Here is a 20,353-nt window from a genome sequence, read left to right on the forward strand (position 1 = left end):
TATGGCGATCATGGAGCCACCCGAGTTCGTCAAGGACATCGCGCCATGGGTGCTCGGCGGTGAATGGCCGAAGGGCAACGAGGACGCGATGATCCGCCTCGCCGAGGTCTGGGAGAGCGCGGCACAGGACATCGACGCGGCGATGAAAGCCGCGGACAGTGCGGTCAAAGAGGCGCGCGGCAACATGGAAGGTGAAGCCGCGCAACAGTTCGATGAATTCTGGAAGAAGTTCGTCGGCGGCGACGAAGCGGCGTTCGAGAAGCTGAAAGAAGGCTCGGAGGCGCTGGCGAAAGCCTGCCGCAACTGCGCGATGCAGATCGAGTACGCGAAGCTGTCGATCTGGGCGGCACTGGCGGCGCTGCTGATCCAGATCATCGCGTTGACGGCGGCGGCGTTCGCGACCTTCGGCGGCTCGCTTGCGGGGATCCTGCCCGCGCAGCTGGCCACGCGCCAGGTGATCGTGACGATCTTCCGAAACCTGGTGCAGCGGCTGGGTGAGCAGGTGGGCAAGAGCCTGCTGCGCCGGATGCTGTTCTCGGTGGCGACCGAGGTCGCCGCGAACGTGGCGATCGACGCGGGCATCCAGCTGTTCCAGATGGCGAAGGGAACGCGGGAGGAATTCGACGCGGGCCTGACCCTGGACGCGGTGAAGTCCGGCGCGATCAGCGGAGTGCTCGGCGGAGCGGCGTCGGCGGGCGCGGGCAAGGTCCTCGGCGAAGGCTTCGGCGACGGACTCGCCAAGAGCGTCGCACGGGAAGCGGTACAGGAAGGCGTGACCGGCGCGGCGACGGCCGCGGTGGAAGGCGCGATCTCCGGCAACTTCAGCCTGGAGAACGTGGCCCAAGGCGCGTCGTCCGGCGGGGTCAGCGGAGGCTTGAGCGGGGCGAAACAGCACGTCGCCGGGGTTGATACGGACCTTGACGTGCCGGACGTGTCCGAGGACACCGGGACTGTCCAATCGGGACTGGCCCCACCGCCGGCTTCATCGTCCTCCTCGTCCACTTCGGACTCGACGCCTTCGCCTCGGCCTGTCCAGACTGGAGAGTCTTCGCAGCCTTCGGCGTTCCAGGACTCTTCGTCTCGGCCAAGCGCGGCAATGCCTCCGCCGCAGGCGACTTCAAGCAGTGCGTCGACTGCTGGTGCTTCACAAGGGGCGCCACCGCCTCCGCCCGCGAGCGGTGGGACTTCAGGTGGTTCTTCTGGTTCTTCTGGTTCTTCTGGTTCTTCTGGTGGTGGGGCTCCTCGGGCGTCGGCGGCGCCGAGCACGTCGGGTCTGAGCTCAGGCGCGCCGTCCAGTGGTGGGCCTGCAGGGTTTTCCGGTGGAGGCGCTTCTAGTCCCGGAGGCGCGGTGTCTTCCGGCGGCGGCCCAGTTGGTGCTGGTGGATCGGGAGGCGGTCCGGCAACCGGTGCCGGCGTGGGCGGTCCGGCCTCAGGCAGCCCAAGTCCCAGCAGCGCCACCCCAGGTGGACCTGCCACCGGCGGCACTCCGGGCGGTCCTGTCCCTGGCAGCGGCGGTCCTACACCCGGCGGAGGCCCGGTCACTGGAGGAACGCCGACTCCCGGTGGTCCCACGCCCGGCGGACCGACCCCCAGCGGCGGTGCAACGCCCGGCGGACCTGTCGCAGGTGCTACCCCAGGCAGCCCGACGCCCGGTGGACCTGCCACCGGCGGTATCCCCGGTGCCCCCACTCCCGGCGGGCCTGTCACCGGCGCTACACCCGGCGGCCCCACGCCCGGCGGACCGATCGCAGGCGGGACTCCGGGCGGTCCAGTCGCGGGCGGCCCCACGCCAAGCCCGACACCGGCGCCGGGCGGTCCCACGCCTGGTCCAAGCCCCACCTCGGGACAAACAGGCGGCCCAGTGGGTGCCGCACCTATGCCCATGGCGGCCCCCATGGCGGGTCCAGCGGGTGGCGCAGGCGGCGGCACTCACACACCGTCCACACCTGGCGGCAGCCCAGTGGCGGGTCCGCCATCCAGCGGCCCAACCCCAGGCACGGACCGGCTCGGCAACACACCCATCGGTCAACAGTCCGACCGAGGTCCAGCCACACCGGCAACCCCAGCACCCAGCCAGCAGGGCGGCGCAGTCCGCGAGACCCCAGCGCCAACCCCCGGCGGCATGGTGCGAGACACCGGCCCCACCACGGGAACCAGCCCTGGCTCAATCACCCAGGTGGCCGGACCCACTCAGTCGACGCCGCCGCTCACTCCAGCCCAAACCTCCCGCTCGAACGATCCATCCCCCTCGGATGGTCCACAAGGGACACCCCGGCCGACCGCAGCCGAGGCGCCCGTGCCACGCCAACCGGGTGGTCAACAAACCCCTGTGCCGGGTCCCCGCACCACCACAGACCCGGCACGGCCGGGCGGCTCCGAGTCCCCAACGCCACGTCCCACGCCCGGACCACGCACCACCGGCGACCCTGGCGGCACCAGCGACCCCGCACGGCCAGCCAGCCCCACGCCCAGCGGAGGCCCAACCCGCCAAGCCGGACCAACCCCCGGCACCGCCAGCGACCCGACACGGCCAGGCAGTCCGGCACCAACCCACACCGGCCCGTCGCCCACAGGCAGCCAACCCAGCGACTCCGCCCGGCCTGGCGGCGGACCGACACCCAGCCGCACCGACGGACCATCGCCCACCGACCGACCCTCACCAACGCCCGGCCCAACCGGTGACCCGGCACGAGCCGGCGGCCCCGTCCACGGTCAACCTGGACCAACGGGCCCCACGCCAGGCCAACCCGGCCCAAGCCCCACCCCGCACACCACGGACACCCACGGCTCCGAACAGCCTGCAGCCGTCGCGGGACCACTCCGCTCTCCAACCGCCTTCTCCGTCAGCGGCGATCTCGACCTGCCGCCTGCGAGGACCGGCAACGAGCAACCGCCCGCACCGCGGCCGAGTTCCATCCAGCTGCCCGCGCACCTGAAAGACCTCCGCAATTTCGTCAAGCCGACGCAGGCGGGCGTTCTCATTGCGCGGCACGACCACAAGTTCAACTCGCACAGGAGTTCTGCCTACGGAGTCCCGCCGCATCCGACGCATTTCGTCGTCGATGTCCACGGCACTTCCGACAAGCTCATGGCGGGCCAGCGGGATAACGTGTCCATTAAGGACACTGCGGACATCATCCGGGCCGCTGGGTGGGATGGGAAGCAGCCGATTCTTCTCGTCGGCTGTCAGACCGGTGCCAAGGCTGACGGTGTCGCGTCGCAGCTTGCGCGCGAGCTCGGCGGTGAGGTCACGGCGCCGACCAAGGACGCATGGGTCGACGAGCGCGGCAACTTGTTCGCCAGCAGCTCGCAGCACGATCCCAAACGCGACTTCCGGCCGGGTTGGCCGCCTAATGGCGAGTGGAAGACCTTCAAGGCCGACGGGACGAGCACGCCGCACACCCAGTCGTCGCCGCCTGGGCACACGCCGGATTGGCGCGATGTCGGGGACAACGGGCCCAGCCGCGCCTTCCGTCGTGGTGAGCACCCGCCGCAGTTCGGGCAGGATCCGTCCACCCATCGGCCCGTTCAGGCCGATCGCCATGACTGGACGCGGCGGGCTGGACCGCCGCCGCCGTCACATCTGCATGACGCACGGCCCACTGACGTGCTGCGTCCGGAGTATCGACCGCAGGGCGCACCGCTCGCGCCACCGGATGCCCCGCTGTTCTTCGAGAACCGGCCGGATTTCCATGCCACGCAACAGGACGCGGTCCGGATGCGGCAGGAGATCCCGCGTAACTGGTTCGAGCAGGACGCGCGAAGGGTTGACGAAGCCCTCGCCCGCAACCCGCATCTGCGGCACATTCCGCGTGACGAGCTGATCGCGTTGCGCGGGTACACCGCGCACAACACCGCCGTCACGGTCAACAAGGCGTTGCGGGAGAACGACTTCCCCACGCTGCAGCGCCATGAAGCGCAGATCCGCATGGCCAGTTCCGCGCTCAACAAGATGCCGATCCACCAGGGCGTCGTCACTCGCGTTGTGCGGACGAACTTCCCCGAGCAGTTCGCTGCCCGGTACCAGCAGGGCATGGAGGTCACCGAGCGTTCATTCACCAGCGCATCGGGCCCGAACGTGCATCGGCCGATCGACGGCCAGGTGCGGATGCAGATCCGGTCGTACACCGGCCGCGATGTCTCGGCGCTGTCGCACAACCCGCACGAGCGTGAAGTCCTCTTCGGTCCTGGCACCAGGTTCAAGGTCGTCGGCCACGGGTTCCACAAGGACACGAACACCCTCCACCTGCAGCTGGAGGAGATCCCGCCGCCGCGGCGCCCCGCGCCGGCACCGAACGCGTGGCAGCAGCACCAGGGTCAGCTGCAGCCGCCTCCGCAGCGGTCGCACCCGGCACCTTTGCCGCCACCGCAACAACATCGCCCCGTCCCCAGTGGACAGCCAGGCTTCGGGCCGAACCCGAACGCGGCGCCACCGCCACCCAGGCCCGCCCCGAGCCAGCCGACGCAACCGGTGCCACGGCCGCAGTACCACCAGACGCAACCTGCGCCGAACCAGCAACCGGCGCAGCCGCCCGCGCACCAGGGTCCGCCGGTCACCACGACCGAGCGGGACTGGCAACAGCAGCAACAACCGGCGCGGGACGTGTCCAACTGGCTGCGGGAGGTCGCCGACGGCGATGACGTGGGCACGCGTCAGCCGGTCCAGGAGATCGCCGAGCGCGAACCGCAGCCACGCAACGAGAAACCGCTCGGCGAACGGCTCGGTGAGCTGAGCGACGAGCGTCTGGACCGCCTCCGCCCTGACATGGTCGCGACCAAGTCGGGCATGGCGATCTTCGACACGTCGGAGAAGAACCACCACTACACCGCGAAGCAGATCAGGCCGATCCCCGGCTACTTCGTCGTCGACATGCACGGCTCGGCCCACACGGTCCGGTCGGGCAAGATGAACATCGGCGACGCGGACATCGCGGAGATCCTGCACGCCAACCCGGACTGGGACGGAAAGACACCGATCCTGCTGACCGGCTGCGGCACAGGCAAGGAACTCGACGGCGTCGCCGCGCGCCTGGCCCAACGCCTTGGCATCGAAGTCACCGCCCCGCACAGCGACGCGTGGGCCGACTACGACGGCAACTTGTTCGCCGCGCAGACCGACGACACACCAACAGAACGCGGCGAGACTCGTCCAAAGTGGCCACCGAACGGCGAGTGGACGAGGTTCGGCCCGGACGGCAAACCGCTCCCGCCCGACGGCAGCCCGTACCCACCGGGGCACACGCCGACATGGGGCAAGGACGTGCCGACCGACGCACCGTCTTCGGCCTACAGCCGCAGCGAGGACGACAGTCCCCCACCACGGACGCCGTACACGGTCGAGGACGTCGCCAGGTATCTCGACCGTCCGGAAGTCCAGGCGGCGCTGAACACCGACGCCCAGATCGAAGTCAAGATCGGCGACGACAAGGTCGAACTGCCGGTCCGCGACGTGATCACCGGCCGCCTCGGCAACCACCCAGATCTGGTGCAGGTGATCGAGCGGACCGACTACCTGGAACGCTCCCTGCTGCACACGCCGAAGACATTGGCGTCGCTGCTGGTCCACCCCGACGCGATCCCCCACCTGATCAAGGCCGTCGAAGATGTGGACACACGCGGCCACGAGGCGATCAACGATGAGATCGCGGCCTCGCCCAAAGCACAGGGCCCAGAGGTCGACGAGGTGCAGCAACGGGCGTCCCAGGCGATGGCCGATCGAGTTGTCCCAACCCCGGAAAAGGATCTGCACCAGCCCGGTTACAAAGAGATCTGGCACCGGACGGATGACGAGGCAGCGGTCCGGCGATTCCTTGACGGCATGTACAAGACAGGGCGGCCTGCCCAGCAGGCACTGATCGACATCGTCAGCCCGATCGCCAAGGATCTCGGTGGAACCGCGGGCCACCGGAACCCGAAAACCCTCAAAGACCCCGAGCGGGCCATGAAGAAGATCAACGACGACTACGACGGCGACCCGTCCAGACTGGTCGACCTGGTCGGCTCGATGATCGTCTTCGACCGGCTCGACCAGATCTACGACGCGCTCGCCGTGCTGCGGGACAAGGCAGTCATCAAGGACGGCACCGGTTTCGAAATCGTTCGCTACAAGGACCGGTTCCAGAAACCACAAGGCAGTGGGTACTGCGACATACAGATGAACGTGCGGCTGCCCAACGGTCATATCGGCGAGTTCCGGCTGCACTTGGCGAAGGTCGAAGTAGTGGCCAAGTGGGACCACGCGCTCTACGAAGTGCGCCGCGATCTCCAATCGATCGCGACGAGCGAGGAACGCGAGATGAGCAACCAGGAGCGAGCTCTCGAGAACGCGATCCTCTTGCGTCAGCGAGCCCTCTACCAACGCGCACTCCAAGAACGAGAAGGCGGATCAGAAGAATGACGAACCTGATCCCAGTACCGAGCTACTACAAGTACTTCAACAAGACCTACAAGATCACCGAAGACGCCGAGGGCAACCTGTACGGCCACGTGCTCAATCTGCGCACCGGAGAGTTCGACCTCGCGACAAACCTGATCCGCCGGGTCCTGTACGACGTGCACGCGGATATCGATGAAATCGACGAGGCCGAGTTCATCGACGCGACTGAGCGCGAACGCGCCCGCTACCTGGTCGGAGACGGACCGATCTTCGCGCTGTACGACACCATCCAGGGCATCATCGACCAAGCCGAACGTGAGGGGCGAAACCGGCTCGAACCCCACGAAAATGCCTTGGTCACCCAATTGCGCAAGCAGACGTTCACGATGTGGGAAGACGAATTCACCCGCCGAGCCGCAGGCGAAGAACCACAGAACACCTTCCGCAGCACGTTGCCGCCGAAGCGGGAGGCAAGCGAATGAGCGTGAACCTGATCCCGGTACCGAGCTATTACAAGTACTTCAACAGCACGTACCGGATCACCGAAGACGCCGAGGGCAACCTGTACGGCCACCGGCTCAACCTCCGCGCAGCAGAATTCGACCTCGCGACAGACCTGATCGACCGCATTCTGTTCGACGTGCACGCGGACATTGACCGCGTCAACGACGCCGAGTTCATCGACGCCACCGAAGCGGAACGCGCCTACTACCTGCGTGGTGACGGGCCGATCTTCGCGTTGTACGACACCATCAAAGGCATCCGCGAACAAGCGGAACAAGAGCGACGGCAGCTCGGACCTCAAGAGCGAGCTCTCGTCACCCAACTGCGGAAACAGACGTTCACGATGTGGGAAGACGAATTCGCCCGCCGAGCCGCAGGCGAAGAACCACAGAACACCTTCCACACCATCCTGCCGCCGAAGCAGGAAAGCACCAGTGGACAGACGCCTAGTGCGGATAACGGGGAGGCAGGGGAATGACGGACCAGTTGTTCGCGGTCCACCAGGGCATCGTCTACAAGTGCTCCGAAGGTCCGGATGGCACTGTCGACTTGGTGGCCCCGCCTGCCATCACACCGTCAGCCGAATTCGAGCGGCTTGAGGACGGCACGTTCGTCCATCGTCTTTCCCGGAGTCTTCCGGAGGCTGTTTTCACGCTGCGCGTGGACGGGTTGGATCACGTTGACCCGATTCTTGGGTATGTCGCGCCGGATTCGGACACCGTGGTCACGCAGCACCGGCACAGTTTGCGCGTCACCAAGGGCTTTCCCAGGTTCCCTTTGTTGGTCAACGCCGACGAGGATGTCGCGCCCAACACTGCCTCGGCTGTGACGGACTTGAGCATTGCTGTCGTCGCCGGTGCGCCTCAGGGGTGGCAGCGGATCGAGATCAACTGCCGGGCCATCGGCGGTCGGATGGTGCTCGTCGCCAAGGTCACCATGGAGGGCGACAAGGTTCTGCATTGGTCGCCGCCCGCCATTGTCGGGCAATGGTTCCACCGGCTTCGGATGGTGTCGTACAGGCCTGGCCATGAGACGTGGTGCAGCGCGCGTTATCAGCTCAACCGGGGTGCCCCGGCCGTTGTCGAGTACGACGATGAGCCGGGTGACGGCTTCGAGCCCGGTGATTATCTTGATGAATTGCGTTACCTGCCAAGGCAGGCGGCTGCCATGCCGGACTGGTTGACCAGTCAGGTGCTCAGCGGCTACCAGTCCGCGGTGGAAAACGCACGAACCCAGCAAGAGCAGGAAGAAAAGCCGTATTCCTTGCTCGCCAGGGTTTTTGACGGCATCGCCCCGAACCAGCGGCCGGTCGCTTATCGGCCCGCGATCGCCAGCGCCGAGCGGGACAGCATCCTGTCCTATTTGGAGTCGTGCGCGGTTGTCCTGTCGTCACGGGGGTTGTCGCCGGACTTGTTGCACCCGGAGCGGGAAGACAAGGTCCCGATGGCCTTCCTGACCGACGGCAAGTGGGTGTGGTCCGCCGCCGTCGCGTACTACCTACGTGAGCACAACGTCCCGCCCGCGCCGGATCTGGTCGACCACATCCGGTCGGTGGACTACCAGGTTCCCCGTTCGGTGCCGAGGATCGCGATGGGCCGGGCGTCCGCGTTGGCCATGGACCGGCCCGAGCCGGAAGCCACTGTCCGCGACGACTGGGATCGCGCCGTCTTCGCGATCCGCGACTTCGCGATCCGCTACCAGGTCAGCACGCGCTACTACAGCCTCGGCGAGATCAAGGACGAAGCCTGGTGCCTGGTCCGCGAAGGCGACCGGTACGCCGCGTTCTGGTACTGGGCCAACGAAGACCGGCGCGAACTGGAGCACGTCTTCGACGTTGTCTCACAGGCCGCCACCTTCATCATCGGCCAGATCTACCAGAACTACCCGAACCTGCAGCGCGAAGAGGGTGAGTTGATCGAGGCGTGGGAGGTGCTCAACCAGCCAAGCCCGCCGGATCCCTCCCTCGGCGACAACTTCGAGCGGTTCTCGTACATCCACGTCACCGACTTCGAGGTGGACCAGTTCGGCGACACCACCTCGCTGATGCTGTACCCGCCGGGCACGTCGTTCGACCAGATCGTGCCGCCGTCGGCCGAGGTGTCGCCCACGCCGCGGCGGTTGCGGCTGACCGGCCAGTGGCAGGTCCTGTCCTGTTTCACGAAGTCGTCCGGCACGCAGGCGTACTTCCTCGCCAACCCGACCGGCTACTACCTGAAGTGGGGCCAGATCGTGGAGGTCCCGGCCGCGGCGGCCAGTTCGGACGGAGGTACGTGATGCGATCGGGCCTGCGCAACGCCGACCCGAGGACCATGATGCTGTCGGTCCGCGGCTGGCTTTACGGCGCTGCGGTCGGTGGCGCGCTCGGCTCCGGGGTGCGGTTCGACAGCGGCCCGGCGATCGTGCACAAGTACGGGCCACTGGGCCCGGGCGAATTCGCCGACGTGTTCGGCCGCCCCGGCGCGATCACGTCGGACATGCAACTCACCCTGCTCGGCGTCGACGCGATGATCCGCTCGCACATCCGCAGCAGCTGGCACGAAACCGACCGTCTCGAGGAGATCAGGCGGTCGCTGCGGCGCTGGTTGCTGGCCGAGCAGGACGGGTGGTTCCCCAGTAACAGCGAGCTTTTCCAGCGCCGATGGGCCGACCGGACCACGGTCGAGGCGATCCGGACGTACGCCGAGGGCGGTGAACTGGGCACGGTCGAGCAGCCGATCAACGACTCGCAGGGCAACTCCGCGCTGCTGAGGTCCGGAGTCGCGGCGTTGTGGAGCGACGACTCGTCCGTGGTGTTCGAGATCGGCGCACGAATCGGCGCGATGACGCACGGACATCCCAATGCGTACCTGTCCGCAGGCGCGTACGCCGTGATGCTGCAGCATGCTTTCGACAGCGGAGACCTGCAGCGCGCCATCGTGGCTGCGCTGGACGCACTGCAAAGCTGGGAACACCACGAACCCGTCTCAGCGGCGCTGACCGCGGTGCACAAGGCGATCTTCGAGCCTCCCCGGCTTGACCCGGCCACGATGGACGGGTTCGGCGACAGCACGACCGCGCTCGGCGCGCTGGCGATCGGCGCGAGAGCCGCCAACGCCAGCCTCAGGTTCCCCAACGCGCTTGGGCCCGCGTTGATCATCTCCGGTGACACCGCGACAACCGGGGCCATCGCCGGCTCGTTGGCCGGAGCCTCTTGTGGGTCACGGCAAATCCCAGAGCACCACGTCGAGGGAATCGAGCTGGCCGAGCCGATCCAGCAACTCGCCGACCTGGCCTGCCTTGAGTTCGGCAACAGCCCACCCCAGGAAGCCGGTTTCTACGAAGGCTTCCCGTTCGCCCCGACCTAGATCCAGCCGTTGTCACGGGCCATTCGGGCTGCCTGGGCGCGAGTCCTGGCGCCGAGTTTGGCCATCGCGGACGAGACGTAGTTGCGCACGGTCCCGGACGAGAGGTTCAAGGCGCGCGCGATGTCCGGTGCGGTACGGGAATCGTCGACCATGCGGAGGACTTCGAGCTCCCGATCAGTGAGCGGGCACGGGTTCTCCGCGAGCGCTTCGGCCGCGAATTCCGGGTCGACGTAACGCATTCCGGCGTGCACGCGGCGGATCACGTCCGCCAGCAACGCCGCAGGCGCCGTTTTCGCCAAGAAGCCTTTGGCGCCCAACGACAACGCTTGCCGCAGCACACCTGGCCGGGCGTGCCGGGTGAGCATGATCGCCTTCACGTCGGTCAGCTCGAGCACCCGCAGGCCGTCCATTGTGGGCATTTCGAGGTCGAGGACGACCACGTCCGGCCGGTGTTCGGCGATGGCCAGCAACGCTTTCGAGCCGTCGTCGACGTCCGCGACCACTTCCAGGTCGGGTTCGAGCCCCAGCAAAGAAGCCACGGCCTGCCTGGTCAGTTGCTCGTCGTCGGCCAGTACCACGCGGATCATCTCGGCAGGCTCGCAATCACCTCGAAGGACGCGGGATCGACCGTCCCGGCCGTGAACGAACCGCCGGCCTCCTTGACCCGCCTGGCGAGGCTCGCCAGGCCACTGCCGTCCTCGGCCGATCGGAGCGGCGCCACGCCGTCGTTCACCACGCGCAGGACCACCTCATTCGGTTTGGCCACCAGGGAAACACCACAGCTGCGGGGATCGGAGTGCCGCAACGCGTTGGTCATGGCTTCCCGGAGTACCCGGCCGAACAGGTCCCGTTCGCCGTTGGTCAGCACGGCCGGGTCAGCGCTGAAGTCACACGAGATCCCCGCGGAGTCCAGCAGTGTGCGGGCACCGGTGAGCTCGGTGGCGAAGTCGGTCGGCCGGTTGCCCTGCGCGAGCGCGCGCACGTCACGCAAAGCGTTGCGGGCCAAGCGTTGTACCTCGACCATTTCGGCTTTCGACTTCTCCTGATCGGTCAGCCGGACCGCCAGCTCACTCTTCAGCGACACGACTTCCAGTGCGTGTCCCAGGATGTCGTGCAGATCTTCGGCCAGCCGCAGGCGTTCCCTGGTCGCGGCGAGCTCGGCGGCGTCCCGGCGGGCCTGTTCGAGCTTGAGCGCACCTTCCCACTGGCGGTACGTCAGGCCGACGCTGAGGGACAGCACGACTGTCATGATCAACGATCCGATCAGCACGTTGTCCAGCAAGTCCCGCTGCCCGGTGAGCATAAGCACGACCGTGAGCAGCGCGACCTCGACCACGACAACGACGCCGACTCTGCGCCAAGCGTCGCGCAGTGCTCGGGCGACGAAGAATTCGGACGCCGCCATACCGACGAACATCGTGCTGAAACCACCCGCACCCGCGTCGATCGCGCACGCGAGGCCGGTCATCCCGAGCGCCAGCGCCGACAGACCGAAGACGTGGCTGTCGGGAAAGGGCTGCCACGACCCGCGCATCAGGCTCAGGGTGTCGCGCATCCGCACCACGATGATCACGACCGTGCCGATCCCGATCACCACGAGCACATACGGGTTGCTGCCCTCCCGCAGCAGGAAGAAGAGCGGCAGCAGCACGATGAGCTCGGTGAACAGCAGCATCCTGCGGGTCATCCGGCGCAACGGCTCCAGGGCGGTCTCCGACACGTTCTTCAACGTAACAGCACATGACACCTGTCATCCCAGGTCATGACGGCGACGACTACTGACCGTGCCGGCGTTCGGCGAGTCTTGTGGCATGAACGTGATTGAAGTGTCCGGGTTGACCTATCGCTACGGGCAGTTCGTCGCAGTCGCGGGAGTCAACTTCACGGTTCGCCAGGGGGAGATCTTCGCGCTGCTCGGGACGAACGGCGCAGGCAAGACCACAACATTGGAGATCATCGAGGGGTTCCGCAAGCCCGCGGACGGGCGGGTGCGGGTGTTCGGTCTCGATCCGTTCGCCGACCGGCCCGCGTTGAGCGCGCGCACCGGTGTGATGTCCCAGCAGACCGGGCTGATCGGCGAGCTGACCACACTGGAGACGCTGAACCTGTGGGCCGGGCTGACCAGCCGCAAGGACTCGGCGCGGAGCCTGCTGTCCACAGTGGAGCTGTCACACCGGGCGGACGTGCCGGTGGAGAAGCTCTCCGGGGGAGAACGGCGGCGGCTGGATTTCGCATTGGCGATCTGGGGGCGGCCGCCGCTGGTCATCCTGGACGAGCCGACCACCGGCTTGGACCCGGAGTCACGCCAGCAGCTCTGGGAGACGGTGGAACACCTGCGTGACACGGGCACGTCGGTGTTGCTGACCACGCATTACCTGGAGGAAGCGCAGGCGCTGGCCGATCACGTGGCGATCATGCACGAAGGCCGGATCCAGGTCGCCGGGACGCTGTCGCAGGTGCTGTCCGAGCAGCCCGCCCGGATCACCGCCAAGGTGCCGGACGTCGAACTGCCGAAGCTGCTCGGTGAGGTGTCGCTGGACAACGGGCAGCTGACCGTGCAGACCCGGGACATGCAGGCAGACCTGTACGAACTGCTGCTGTGGGCGGACCGCAACGCGATCCGGCTGCACGACCTGAACGCCACCCAGGCGTCACTGCAGGAGATCTTCCTCGCGATCGGAAAGGCGTGACCATGGTCGTCCACCTGGCGTTGACGGAGCTGCGGCTGCTGTTCCGCAAGAAGCTCACCCTGGTCTCGGTGCTGATCGTGCCCGCACTGCTGTGCTTCACGGCCTGGCAGTTGCGGGACATGCCCGCTTCGGACTGGCCGGCACAACTTGGCTTCTCCTACGTCATGTTGCTCGGGTTGTCGGTGGTCCTGGTCAGCACGATGGTGTTCACGGCCCGCAGGCAATCGCTTGTCCTGCAACGGCTCCGCACCTCTGAGCTGACCGACAACGGCGTGTTCGCCGGGATCGCCGGACCGATCATGGTCGTCAGCATCGCGCAGATCGTGATCTACTTCGGGTTCACGATGGCGATCGGCGCGCCCATGCCGTCACAGGTCGGCGTCGTCCTCATTGGACTGCTGCTCGGCCTGCCCGCGGCGTTGCTCGCGGGCATCGTGACGGCCGCGTTCTCCCGGAGTGTCGAAGCCACTCAGATCACCGTGATTCCGGTGCTGGCGCTGTCACTGGCAGGAGCCTTCCTGGCTCGGACCTCCGACGAGACAGTCGCCACCATTGCCTCCGCACTGCCCATGGCGAGCGCGGGGCACCTGGTGGCCGAGGGCTGGGCCGGGTCGACTCCAGTGGTCGCCCTGGTCGCCACGATCGGGTGGTTGCTCGTGCTCGGGTTCGCGGCGCACCGGTTCTTCAAGTGGGAACCACGCCAGTAGCAGCGTTGCCTTATATAAGCTGTGACTGTTAGATTGGCCGCATGGATCTCATCGAGCAGATCGACGCCGTCCGCCGGACAGTCACAAAGCGCCAGGTCAACGCGGGCGAAGGACGGTCGATCGTCCTCGCCCAGTCGTACGACGCGGCGATCGAGGACGTCTGGGACGCGTGCACGAACCCCGAGCGCCTGGTGCGCTGGTTCGCGCCGGTCTCCGGCGAGCTGAAGCTCGGCGGCAGGTACGCGATCGAAGGCAACGCCAGCGGCACGGTCGAACGCTGCGATCCGCCCAAGAGCTTCGCGCTGACGTGGGAGTACGACGGGGTCACCAGCTGGGTCGAGGTGAAGCTGACCGCGGAGGCGAACGGGACCCGATTCGAACTGGAGCACACCATGCCGGTGAACGACCACTGGGAGCTCTACGGCCCAGGCGCGAGCGGCGTCGGCTGGGATCTGTCGCTGGCGAGCCTGGCGGCATATCTGGCCGAGAAGCCGTTGCCGCCAGAGGAAGAGTGGACCACCTCGCCCCAGGGCGCACAGTTCGTGCGGGACAGCAGTTCGCGTTGGGGCGAGGCGGGCGTCGCCGGTGGCGAGGACCCGGAGTGGGCGCAGCCGGCGGCCGACCGTACGACCGCCGCCTACACGGAAACTACGGACGGAAACGATCAGCAGTGACTGACATGACGTACCGATCGTTCGGATACTCGTTCACGGTCCACATCTCGTCGGTGGACGGTCGGTAGGTCATGTCCTCAGGGCCCATCATCCAAGTGCCCTCGTAGATGGTGGCGAGCTTGCCCGGCTGCCAGACGAGCAGGTCGCCGCGCTTGTCCCTGCCGTTGCTGCGGGTGATGTAGTACCAGGACTTGTCAGGCCCTTCGCCGCCCTTGATGGCCGCGGCGCCCTGCATGGCCCGGATGTTGACCTGGTAGGCCCAGTCGGCGGTGGTGTCGGACAGTTCGCGGGTCTCGTAGTTGATGTTCCAGCGGAACAACCGTGAGCCGTCGCCAACCTCGTCGTACTCGGTGACGAGGACGCTGTCCGGCGTCGTCGAACGGTCCAGTGAGATGGCCGAGAACCGGACGTTGTTGTTGTCACGCTCATAGGTGAACTTGCGCGGCAACACGTACTGATAGCCGTAGGCGTAGTACGTGCCGTCAGCCGCGCGGCCGATCTTGGTGTCGTCGGCCGTACCACGAGACCAAGACGACCTTGCGGTCCTGCCAGACCCCGGAGTCGAGGGCGTCGCTGCTCGTCGTAATGCCCTGCGGGTACCAGTCCGGCGTCTTGTCATCGCCCTCCTGCCACAGGAAGCCCGCCGCGAAGTTCGGCGTGATCCGTTCCCCGTCCGCCGTGGGGATCCGGATGGCGGTCCGGTTTGCACTGTCCAAAACGGACTTGACGTCCGCGTTCGGCAGCGCGTTGACAAGCTTGGTGTAGTCCGCGTCGTTGGCCGAGCGGCGCAGTTTGAAGTCTGCCGCGTTGAGTTTCTTCGCCGTGTCGTCCGCCGCGGCAGCCGTCGGCACGGTCCCCAGTGTCATGACCATCAGACTGGCCACCGCGATCGCGGTGGCACGTAGTTCCTTCACGGTCCAGGCATATCGAGTGAACAGTGGCTGAATCTACAGGCGCGCGGCAATCTCACAGGCCATGCATGGATCAGTCAGTGCGAAACCCGGTACAGGTCCCGCAGCACACCGATTTCGCCGCCGTGATGGCAAACCTCCCGAGTGATGTGCAGAACCAGTGCGGCGAACGGATGCTCGGCCCATGGCCCCTCGGCCTCGCCCACCGGAGCTGCCAGGTCAACGGTCTTCACGCCGTCGACCCAGGCTTCGTACGTATCGCGCAGCATTGTCACTGCCGTTTCCGCGTTTCCCGGCCACGAAACGGTTTCCATGGTCAGCGACCCGTCGCCGAAGTGCGCGCTGGCGCGTAGCCCGAAACACCCGATCGCGATGTGCGAAAGGCGCCACGCGATCGTGGTCACCGGCGGCGGTTCAGGCGCCGGGTATTGCCAGTCGGCAAGGAAAGAGCCATCGGGCTGTTTGCGGATGCTCCACATGTTCTCGACGGGTTCCCAGAAATACTCCTCGTCGGTGAGGCCCTGCACACGCGGCCACAGGTTCTGGTCCCAGTAGAACTCGAGTTGGCTGAGTAGCTGTTCACGCCAGTTCATACGATCGACGCTAACGTGAGGTCACCGACAGGGCTGTGTCGGTGATCGGAGGTTGTTGTGGAGCCGATGGTCGAACGCCAGCACGCCCTGATCGAGCAGTTGCGCGCCCGCGCACCCCGCCTGACCAGCGCGCAAACGCTTGCCGCGGACCTTGGCGTGAGCACGCGGACAATCGAGCGTGACGTGGCCCGGTTGCGCGACGCCGGGCTGCCCCTACGGATCCAGACCGGCCCCGGCGGCGGCTACTCGATCGACGCCCGCTCCCTGCTGCCACCGATCCAGCTCACCCCAGGCGAGGCCTCGGCTTTGGTCACCGCGATCGTGGCAGTCGGCCCGTTCAGCTCGGCAACAGCCCAGAGCGCACTGCAGAAATTGCTCACCGCACTACGCCCTGATTGACAGACCCAGCCGCTCCCGGATCAGCGCTTTCACGCCATCAGCGGAAACGACGTCAGCCGGTTCCTCGCCGGTCCGCAAGGTCTCCTCGGCCCGTTGGAGCATGCGGCGATGTGCTTCCGGGTCACGTCGCGGACAGGACCGACACCGCTCATGACGAAGGCCCCCAGTGCGGGTGCACTGGGGGCCTTCGCTTTCCTAACTAGCTTCAGCGGTAGTCGCGGCCGAAGTCGTAGTCGTCCAACGGAACCGCGGCACCGGTGCCGGTGCCGAACACATCCGGGGTGTAGTAGCCGTCGTCGTAGGACGGGATCGCGTACGCGGCGACCCGGGCCTCTTCGGTCGGCTGGACCTGGATGTTGCGGTACTTGTTGATGCCCGTACCAGCCGGGATCAACTTACCGATGATGACGTTCTCCTTCAGGCCGACGAGCTTGTCGCTCGCGCCCTTGATGGCCGCGTCGGTCAGGATCTTCGTGGTCTCCTGGAAGGAGGCCGCGGAGAGCCAGGACTCAGTGGCCAGCGACGCCTTGGTGATACCCATCAGCACCGGACGACCGGAGGCGGGCTCGCCGCCCTCGGAGACGATCCGGCGGTTCTGCGACTCGAAGTCGGCACGCTCGGGCAGCGAACCGGGCAGGAAGTCGGTCGAACCGCTGTCGATGATCGTGACCCGGCGCAGCATCTGCCGGACGATCACCTCGATGTGCTTGTCGTGGATGGACACACCCTGCGCCCGGTACACCTTCTGGACCTCTTCGACCAGGTGCATCTGTGCGGCCCGCGGGCCCATCACGCGCAGCACCTCGTGCGGGTCAGGCGTACCTTCGAGGAGCTGCTGGCCGACCGACACGTGGTCGCCGTCCGCCAGCGGGCCGTCCGGCGTCACCGCGAGGCGCTGACGCTTCGACAGCTTGTCGAAGACGATCTCCTCGCTGCCGTCGTCCGGGATCAGCGTGATCTTCCAGAACCGGTCGCCGTCCTCGATCCGCACGCGGCCGTCGACGTCGGCGATCGGCGCCTTGCCCTTCGGCTGACGGGCCTCGAACAGCTCCTGGACACGGGGCAGACCGGTGGTGATGTCGTCACCGGCGACACCACCCTGGTGGAACGTACGCATCGTCAGCTGCGTACCGGGCTCACCGATCGACTGGGCGGCGACGATACCGACGGCCTCACCCACGTCGACCAGCTGACCGGTCGCCATCGAGCGGCCGTAGCACATGGCACAGACACCGACGGCCGACTCGCAGGTCAGCACGCTGCGGACCTTGGCCCGCACCACACCGCTGTCGATCAGGCGGTTCAGCGCCGGGTCACCGAGGTCGTCACCGCGGTTGACGATGATGTTGCCCTCGGCGTCGGTGACGTCCTCAGCGATCGTGCGCGCGTAGACACTGGTCTCCACGTGCTGGTCGCGCAGGACCTTGCCGTCCGGCGTCTTCTCACCGATCCGCATCTGGATGCCGCGGCTGGTGCCACAGTCGATCTCACGCACGATGACGTCCTGCGACACGTCCACCAGACGACGGGTCAGGTAACCCGAGTCGGCGGTACGCAGCGCGGTGTCGGCCAGACCCTTACGGGCACCGTGCGTGGCGATGAAGTACTCACCCACGGACAGGCCCTCGCGGAAGTTCGCCTTGATCGGCCGGGGGATGTACTCACCCTTCGGGTTGGACACCAGACCACGCATACCGGCCAGCGACCGGACCTGGGTCATGTTGCCCGCCGCACCGGACTTCACGATCACCGGGATCGGGTTGTCCTCGGGGAAGTTCTCCTCCATCGCCTTGGCGACGTCCTCAGTGGCCTGCGTCCACACCTTGACGAGCTCGTTGTTGCGCTCGGCGTGCGAGAGCTGACCACGCTGGTAGCGCTTCTCGACCGCGTCGGCCTTCTGCTCGTACTGGTCGAGGATCTCGGCCTTGTTCGGCGGCACCACGACATCGGAGATGGCGATGGTGACACCGGACCGGGTGGCCCAGTAGAAGCCCGCGTCCTTCAGCTTGTCCAGCGTCCGGGCCACGGTGACCATCGGGTACCGCTCGGCGAGGTCGTTCACGATCGCGGCCTGACGCTTCTTGGGCATCGGCTCGTTGATGAACGGGTAGTCCTCGGGGAGCAGGTCGTTGAACAGGACCCGGCCAAGAGTGGTCTCCGCGAGCCAGGTGCTGCCCGGCTCGTAGCCCTCCGGCGTCGAGCCGTTGTTCGGCTGACGGTTCTTGATCCGGATCTTCACCGGCGCCTGCAGGCCGATGACCTTGCGGTCGAAGGCCATGATCGCCTCGGCGGGCGAGGAGAACGCCAGGCCTGCGCCGGGTGCCTTCTCGTCCAGCCTGGTCAGGTGGAACAGACCGGTGACCATGTCCAGACGCGGCATGGCCAGCGGACGACCCGACGCGGGCGACAGGATGTTGTTCGACGACAGCATCAGGATCCGGGCCTCGGCCTGGGCCTCGGCCGACAGCGGCAGGTGCACCGCCATCTGGTCACCGTCGAAGTCCGCGTTGAACGCCTCACAGACCAGCGGGTGCAGCTGGATGGCCTTACCTTCCACCAGCTGCGGCTCGAAGGCCTGGATACCGAGGCGGTGCAGCGTCGGTGCACGGTTGAGCAGCACCGGGTGTTCGGTGATGACCTCTTCGAGCACGTCCCACACGGCCGGGCGAGCACGCTCGACCATCCGCTTGGCGGACTTGATGTTCTGCGCGTGGTTGAGGTCGACCAGCCGCTTCATCACGAACGGCTTGAACAGCTCGAGCGCCATCGCCTTGGGCAGACCGCACTGGTGCAGCTTGAGCTGCGGACCGACCACGATGACCGAACGGCCGGAGTAGTCGACTCGCTTGCCCAGCAGGTTCTGGCGGAACCGGCCCTGCTTGCCCTTCAGCAAGTCCGACAGCGACTTCAGCGGCCGGTTACCGGGACCGGTGACCGGACGGCCACGGCGGCCGTTGTCGAACAGCGCGTCGACGGCCTCCTGCAGCATCCGCTTCTCGTTGTTCACGATGATCTCGGGCGCGCCGAGGTCGATGAGCCGCTTCAACCGGTTGTTCCGGTTGATCACCCGGCGGTACAGGTCGTTCAGGTCGGAGGTGGCGAACCGGCCACCGTCGAGCTGGACCATCGGCCGCAGGTCCGGCGGGATGACCGGAACGCAGTCCAGCACCATGCCCATCGGCGAGTTGCGGGTCGACTGGAAGGCCGCGACGACCTTCAGGCGCTTGAGCGCGCGCAGCTTCTTCTGGCCCTTGCCGCTGCGGATGGTCTCCCGCAGGTTCTCGGCCTCGGCGTCGACGTCGAAGTTGCCCGCGAGCGTCTTGATCGCCTCGGCACCCATCGAGCCGGTGAAGTAGTCGCCGTAGCGGTCGACCAGCTCGCGGTACAGCAGCTCGTCGGCGATCAGCTGCTTGACGTCGAGCTTGGTGAAGGTGCTCCAGATCTCGTCGAGCCGGTCCAGCTCACGCTGGGCCCGGTCGCGCAGCTGGCGCATCTCACGCTCGCCGCCCTCCTTGACCTTGCGGCGCACGTCGCTCTTGGCGCCCTCGGCCTCCAGCTGCGCGAGGTCGCCCTCGAGCTTCTGGGCCCGCGCCTCGATGTCGGCGTCGCGACGGGCCTCGACCTGCTTGCGCTCGACACTCATCTCGGACTCGAGAGTGGGCAGGTCGTTGTGCCGCAGCTCGGTGTTCACACCGGTGATCACGTAGGCCGCGAAGTAGATGATCTTCTCGAGGTCCTTCGGCGCCAGGTCGAGCAGGTAGCCCAGCCGGGACGGCACACCCTTGAAGTACCAGATGTGCGTGACCGGCGCGGCCAGCTCGATGTGGCCCATGCGCTCACGGCGGACCTTCGCGCGGGTCACCTCGACGCCACAGCGCTCACAGATGATGCCCTTGAAGCGGACCCGCTTGTACTTGCCGCAGTAGCACTCCCAGTCCCGGGTCGGACCGAAGATCTTCTCGCAGAAGAGCCCGTCCTTCTCCGGCTTCAGGGTGCGGTAGTTGATGGTCTCCGGCTTCTTGACCTCGCCATACGACCACTGACGGATGTCGTCCGCGGTGGCCAGGCCGATACGGAGCTCGTCGAAGAAGTTGACGTCAAGCACGTCGGTTCTTCTCCCCTTTGGTTGAAGACAGCATGTTCGGGGGGATCAGG

15 protein-coding genes and 1 pseudogene are annotated in these 20,353 nt (G+C 66.7%); 9 read left to right on the forward strand and 7 right to left on the reverse strand.

Annotation, left to right across the window (positions count from 1 at the left end; all coding sequences use genetic code 11):
• Position 1: 1 nt before the first annotated feature.
• Genes B9C43_RS12870 through B9C43_RS12890 form a run of 5 tightly spaced genes read left to right on the forward strand, consistent with a single transcriptional unit; the run spans position 2 to position 10,224 of the window.
• Positions 2-6,397, forward strand: coding sequence for a WXG100-like domain-containing protein (locus tag B9C43_RS12870; protein WP_143446304.1), 6,396 nt, complete (start codon positions 2-4; stop codon positions 6,395-6,397).
• Positions 6,394-6,858: a hypothetical protein gene (locus tag B9C43_RS12875; protein ID WP_084426366.1), complete on the forward strand. Its 465-nt coding sequence runs from the start codon at positions 6,394-6,396 to the stop codon at positions 6,856-6,858. The genes B9C43_RS12870 and B9C43_RS12875 overlap by 4 nt, the downstream gene beginning before the upstream one ends.
• Entirely contained in the window at positions 6,855-7,358 is a 504-nt protein-coding gene (locus B9C43_RS12880; protein ID WP_200825538.1) for a hypothetical protein, read from the forward strand. The genes B9C43_RS12875 and B9C43_RS12880 overlap by 4 nt, the downstream gene beginning before the upstream one ends.
• A complete protein-coding gene (locus tag B9C43_RS12885; protein ID WP_084426368.1) occupies positions 7,355-9,154 on the forward strand; it encodes a hypothetical protein in 1,800 nt (599 codons plus the stop codon). Before B9C43_RS12880 ends, B9C43_RS12885 begins: the two co-directional genes overlap by 4 nt.
• Positions 9,154-10,224 (forward strand): ADP-ribosylglycohydrolase family protein, encoded by a 1,071-nt coding sequence (locus B9C43_RS12890; RefSeq protein WP_084426370.1) that lies wholly within the window; start codon positions 9,154-9,156, stop codon positions 10,222-10,224. The genes B9C43_RS12885 and B9C43_RS12890 overlap by 1 nt, the downstream gene beginning before the upstream one ends.
• Here the strand turns inward: B9C43_RS12890 and B9C43_RS12895 are convergent.
• Positions 10,221-10,811, reverse strand: a complete 591-nt coding sequence (locus B9C43_RS12895; protein WP_033384246.1) for a response regulator transcription factor — start codon at positions 10,809-10,811, stop codon at positions 10,221-10,223. The genes B9C43_RS12890 and B9C43_RS12895 overlap by 4 nt on opposite strands.
• A complete protein-coding gene (locus B9C43_RS12900) occupies positions 10,808-11,944 on the reverse strand; it encodes a sensor histidine kinase (protein ID WP_143446305.1) in 1,137 nt (378 codons plus the stop codon). Before B9C43_RS12900 ends, B9C43_RS12895 begins: the two co-directional genes overlap by 4 nt.
• A gap of 91 nt (positions 11,945-12,035) precedes the next feature.
• On the opposite strand from B9C43_RS12900, the gene B9C43_RS12905 reads away from it, so the two are divergent.
• From B9C43_RS12905 to B9C43_RS12915, 3 genes are read left to right on the forward strand one after another with little or no spacing between them, the layout of a single operon-like run.
• Positions 12,036-12,914, forward strand: a complete 879-nt coding sequence (locus B9C43_RS12905) for an ABC transporter ATP-binding protein (RefSeq protein WP_084426374.1) — start codon at positions 12,036-12,038, stop codon at positions 12,912-12,914.
• Between the two features lie 2 nt (positions 12,915-12,916).
• Positions 12,917-13,621 carry an ABC transporter permease gene (locus B9C43_RS12910; protein WP_084426376.1) on the forward strand — a complete coding sequence of 235 codons (705 nt, stop codon included), beginning with the start codon at positions 12,917-12,919 and terminating at the stop codon, positions 13,619-13,621.
• Positions 13,622-13,662: 41 nt separating this feature from the next.
• A complete protein-coding gene (locus B9C43_RS12915) occupies positions 13,663-14,295 on the forward strand; it encodes an SRPBCC family protein (RefSeq protein ID WP_084426378.1) in 633 nt (210 codons plus the stop codon).
• On the opposite strand, the gene B9C43_RS12920 is transcribed toward B9C43_RS12915, so the two are convergent.
• The 3 genes from B9C43_RS12920 to B9C43_RS12930 all read right to left on the reverse strand — a co-directional run bounded on the left by B9C43_RS12920 (position 14,270) and on the right by B9C43_RS12930 (position 15,799).
• The gene (locus B9C43_RS12920; RefSeq protein WP_084426380.1) at positions 14,270-14,746 is read right to left on the reverse strand and encodes a hypothetical protein; all 477 of its coding nucleotides are present in this window, start codon (positions 14,744-14,746) and stop codon (positions 14,270-14,272) included. The genes B9C43_RS12915 and B9C43_RS12920 overlap by 26 nt on opposite strands.
• A gap of 31 nt (positions 14,747-14,777) precedes the next feature.
• A complete protein-coding gene (locus B9C43_RS12925) occupies positions 14,778-15,209 on the reverse strand; it encodes a hypothetical protein (protein WP_084426382.1) in 432 nt (143 codons plus the stop codon).
• A 74-nt stretch (positions 15,210-15,283) separates the two neighbouring features.
• Positions 15,284-15,799, reverse strand: a complete 516-nt coding sequence (locus B9C43_RS12930; RefSeq protein ID WP_084426384.1) for a DinB family protein — start codon at positions 15,797-15,799, stop codon at positions 15,284-15,286.
• A 66-nt stretch (positions 15,800-15,865) separates the two neighbouring features.
• Here B9C43_RS12930 and B9C43_RS12935 point away from each other — a divergent pair, with 66 nt between their 5' ends.
• Positions 15,866-16,198: a helix-turn-helix transcriptional regulator gene (locus B9C43_RS12935; protein ID WP_084426386.1), complete on the forward strand. Its 333-nt coding sequence runs from the start codon at positions 15,866-15,868 to the stop codon at positions 16,196-16,198.
• On the opposite strand, the pseudogene B9C43_RS58440 reads toward B9C43_RS12935, so the two are convergent.
• Both B9C43_RS58440 and B9C43_RS12940 read right to left on the reverse strand, forming a co-directional pair.
• A pseudogene (locus B9C43_RS58440) lies at positions 16,184-16,324 on the reverse strand (DUF6247 family protein); the annotation flags it as partial. The gene B9C43_RS12935 and the pseudogene B9C43_RS58440 sit on opposite strands and share 15 nt — an antisense overlap.
• Before the next feature lie 79 nt (positions 16,325-16,403).
• Positions 16,404-20,303 carry a DNA-directed RNA polymerase subunit beta' gene (locus tag B9C43_RS12940; protein ID WP_033384267.1) on the reverse strand — a complete coding sequence of 1,300 codons (3,900 nt, stop codon included), beginning with the start codon at positions 20,301-20,303 and terminating at the stop codon, positions 16,404-16,406.
• Positions 20,304-20,353 lie beyond the last annotated feature (50 nt).

This window comes from Kibdelosporangium aridum (assembly GCF_900176515.1).
Classification (GTDB): Bacteria; Actinomycetota; Actinomycetes; order Mycobacteriales; family Pseudonocardiaceae; genus Kibdelosporangium; species Kibdelosporangium aridum.

Bases quoted from the DNA above. Each gene is read 5' to 3' on its own strand.
- B9C43_RS12870 (WP_143446304.1), top strand. From the start codon at position 2: ATGGCGATCATGGAGCCACCCGAGTTCGTCAAGGACATCGCGCCATGG.
- B9C43_RS12875 (WP_084426366.1), top strand. From the start codon at position 6,394: ATGACGAACCTGATCCCAGTACCGAGCTACTACAAGTACTTCAACAAG.
- B9C43_RS12880 (WP_200825538.1), top strand. From the start codon at position 6,855: ATGAGCGTGAACCTGATCCCGGTACCGAGCTATTACAAGTACTTCAAC.
- B9C43_RS12885 (WP_084426368.1), top strand. From the start codon at position 7,355: ATGACGGACCAGTTGTTCGCGGTCCACCAGGGCATCGTCTACAAGTGC.
- B9C43_RS12890 (WP_084426370.1), top strand. From the start codon at position 9,154: ATGCGATCGGGCCTGCGCAACGCCGACCCGAGGACCATGATGCTGTCG.
- B9C43_RS12895 (WP_033384246.1), bottom strand. From the start codon at position 10,811: ATGATCCGCGTGGTACTGGCCGACGACGAGCAACTGACCAGGCAGGCC.
- B9C43_RS12905 (WP_084426374.1), top strand. From the start codon at position 12,036: ATGAACGTGATTGAAGTGTCCGGGTTGACCTATCGCTACGGGCAGTTC.
- B9C43_RS12910 (WP_084426376.1), top strand. From the start codon at position 12,917: ATGGTCGTCCACCTGGCGTTGACGGAGCTGCGGCTGCTGTTCCGCAAG.
- B9C43_RS12915 (WP_084426378.1), top strand. From the start codon at position 13,663: ATGGATCTCATCGAGCAGATCGACGCCGTCCGCCGGACAGTCACAAAG.
- B9C43_RS12930 (WP_084426384.1), bottom strand. From the start codon at position 15,799: ATGAACTGGCGTGAACAGCTACTCAGCCAACTCGAGTTCTACTGGGAC.
- B9C43_RS12935 (WP_084426386.1), top strand. From the start codon at position 15,866: ATGGTCGAACGCCAGCACGCCCTGATCGAGCAGTTGCGCGCCCGCGCA.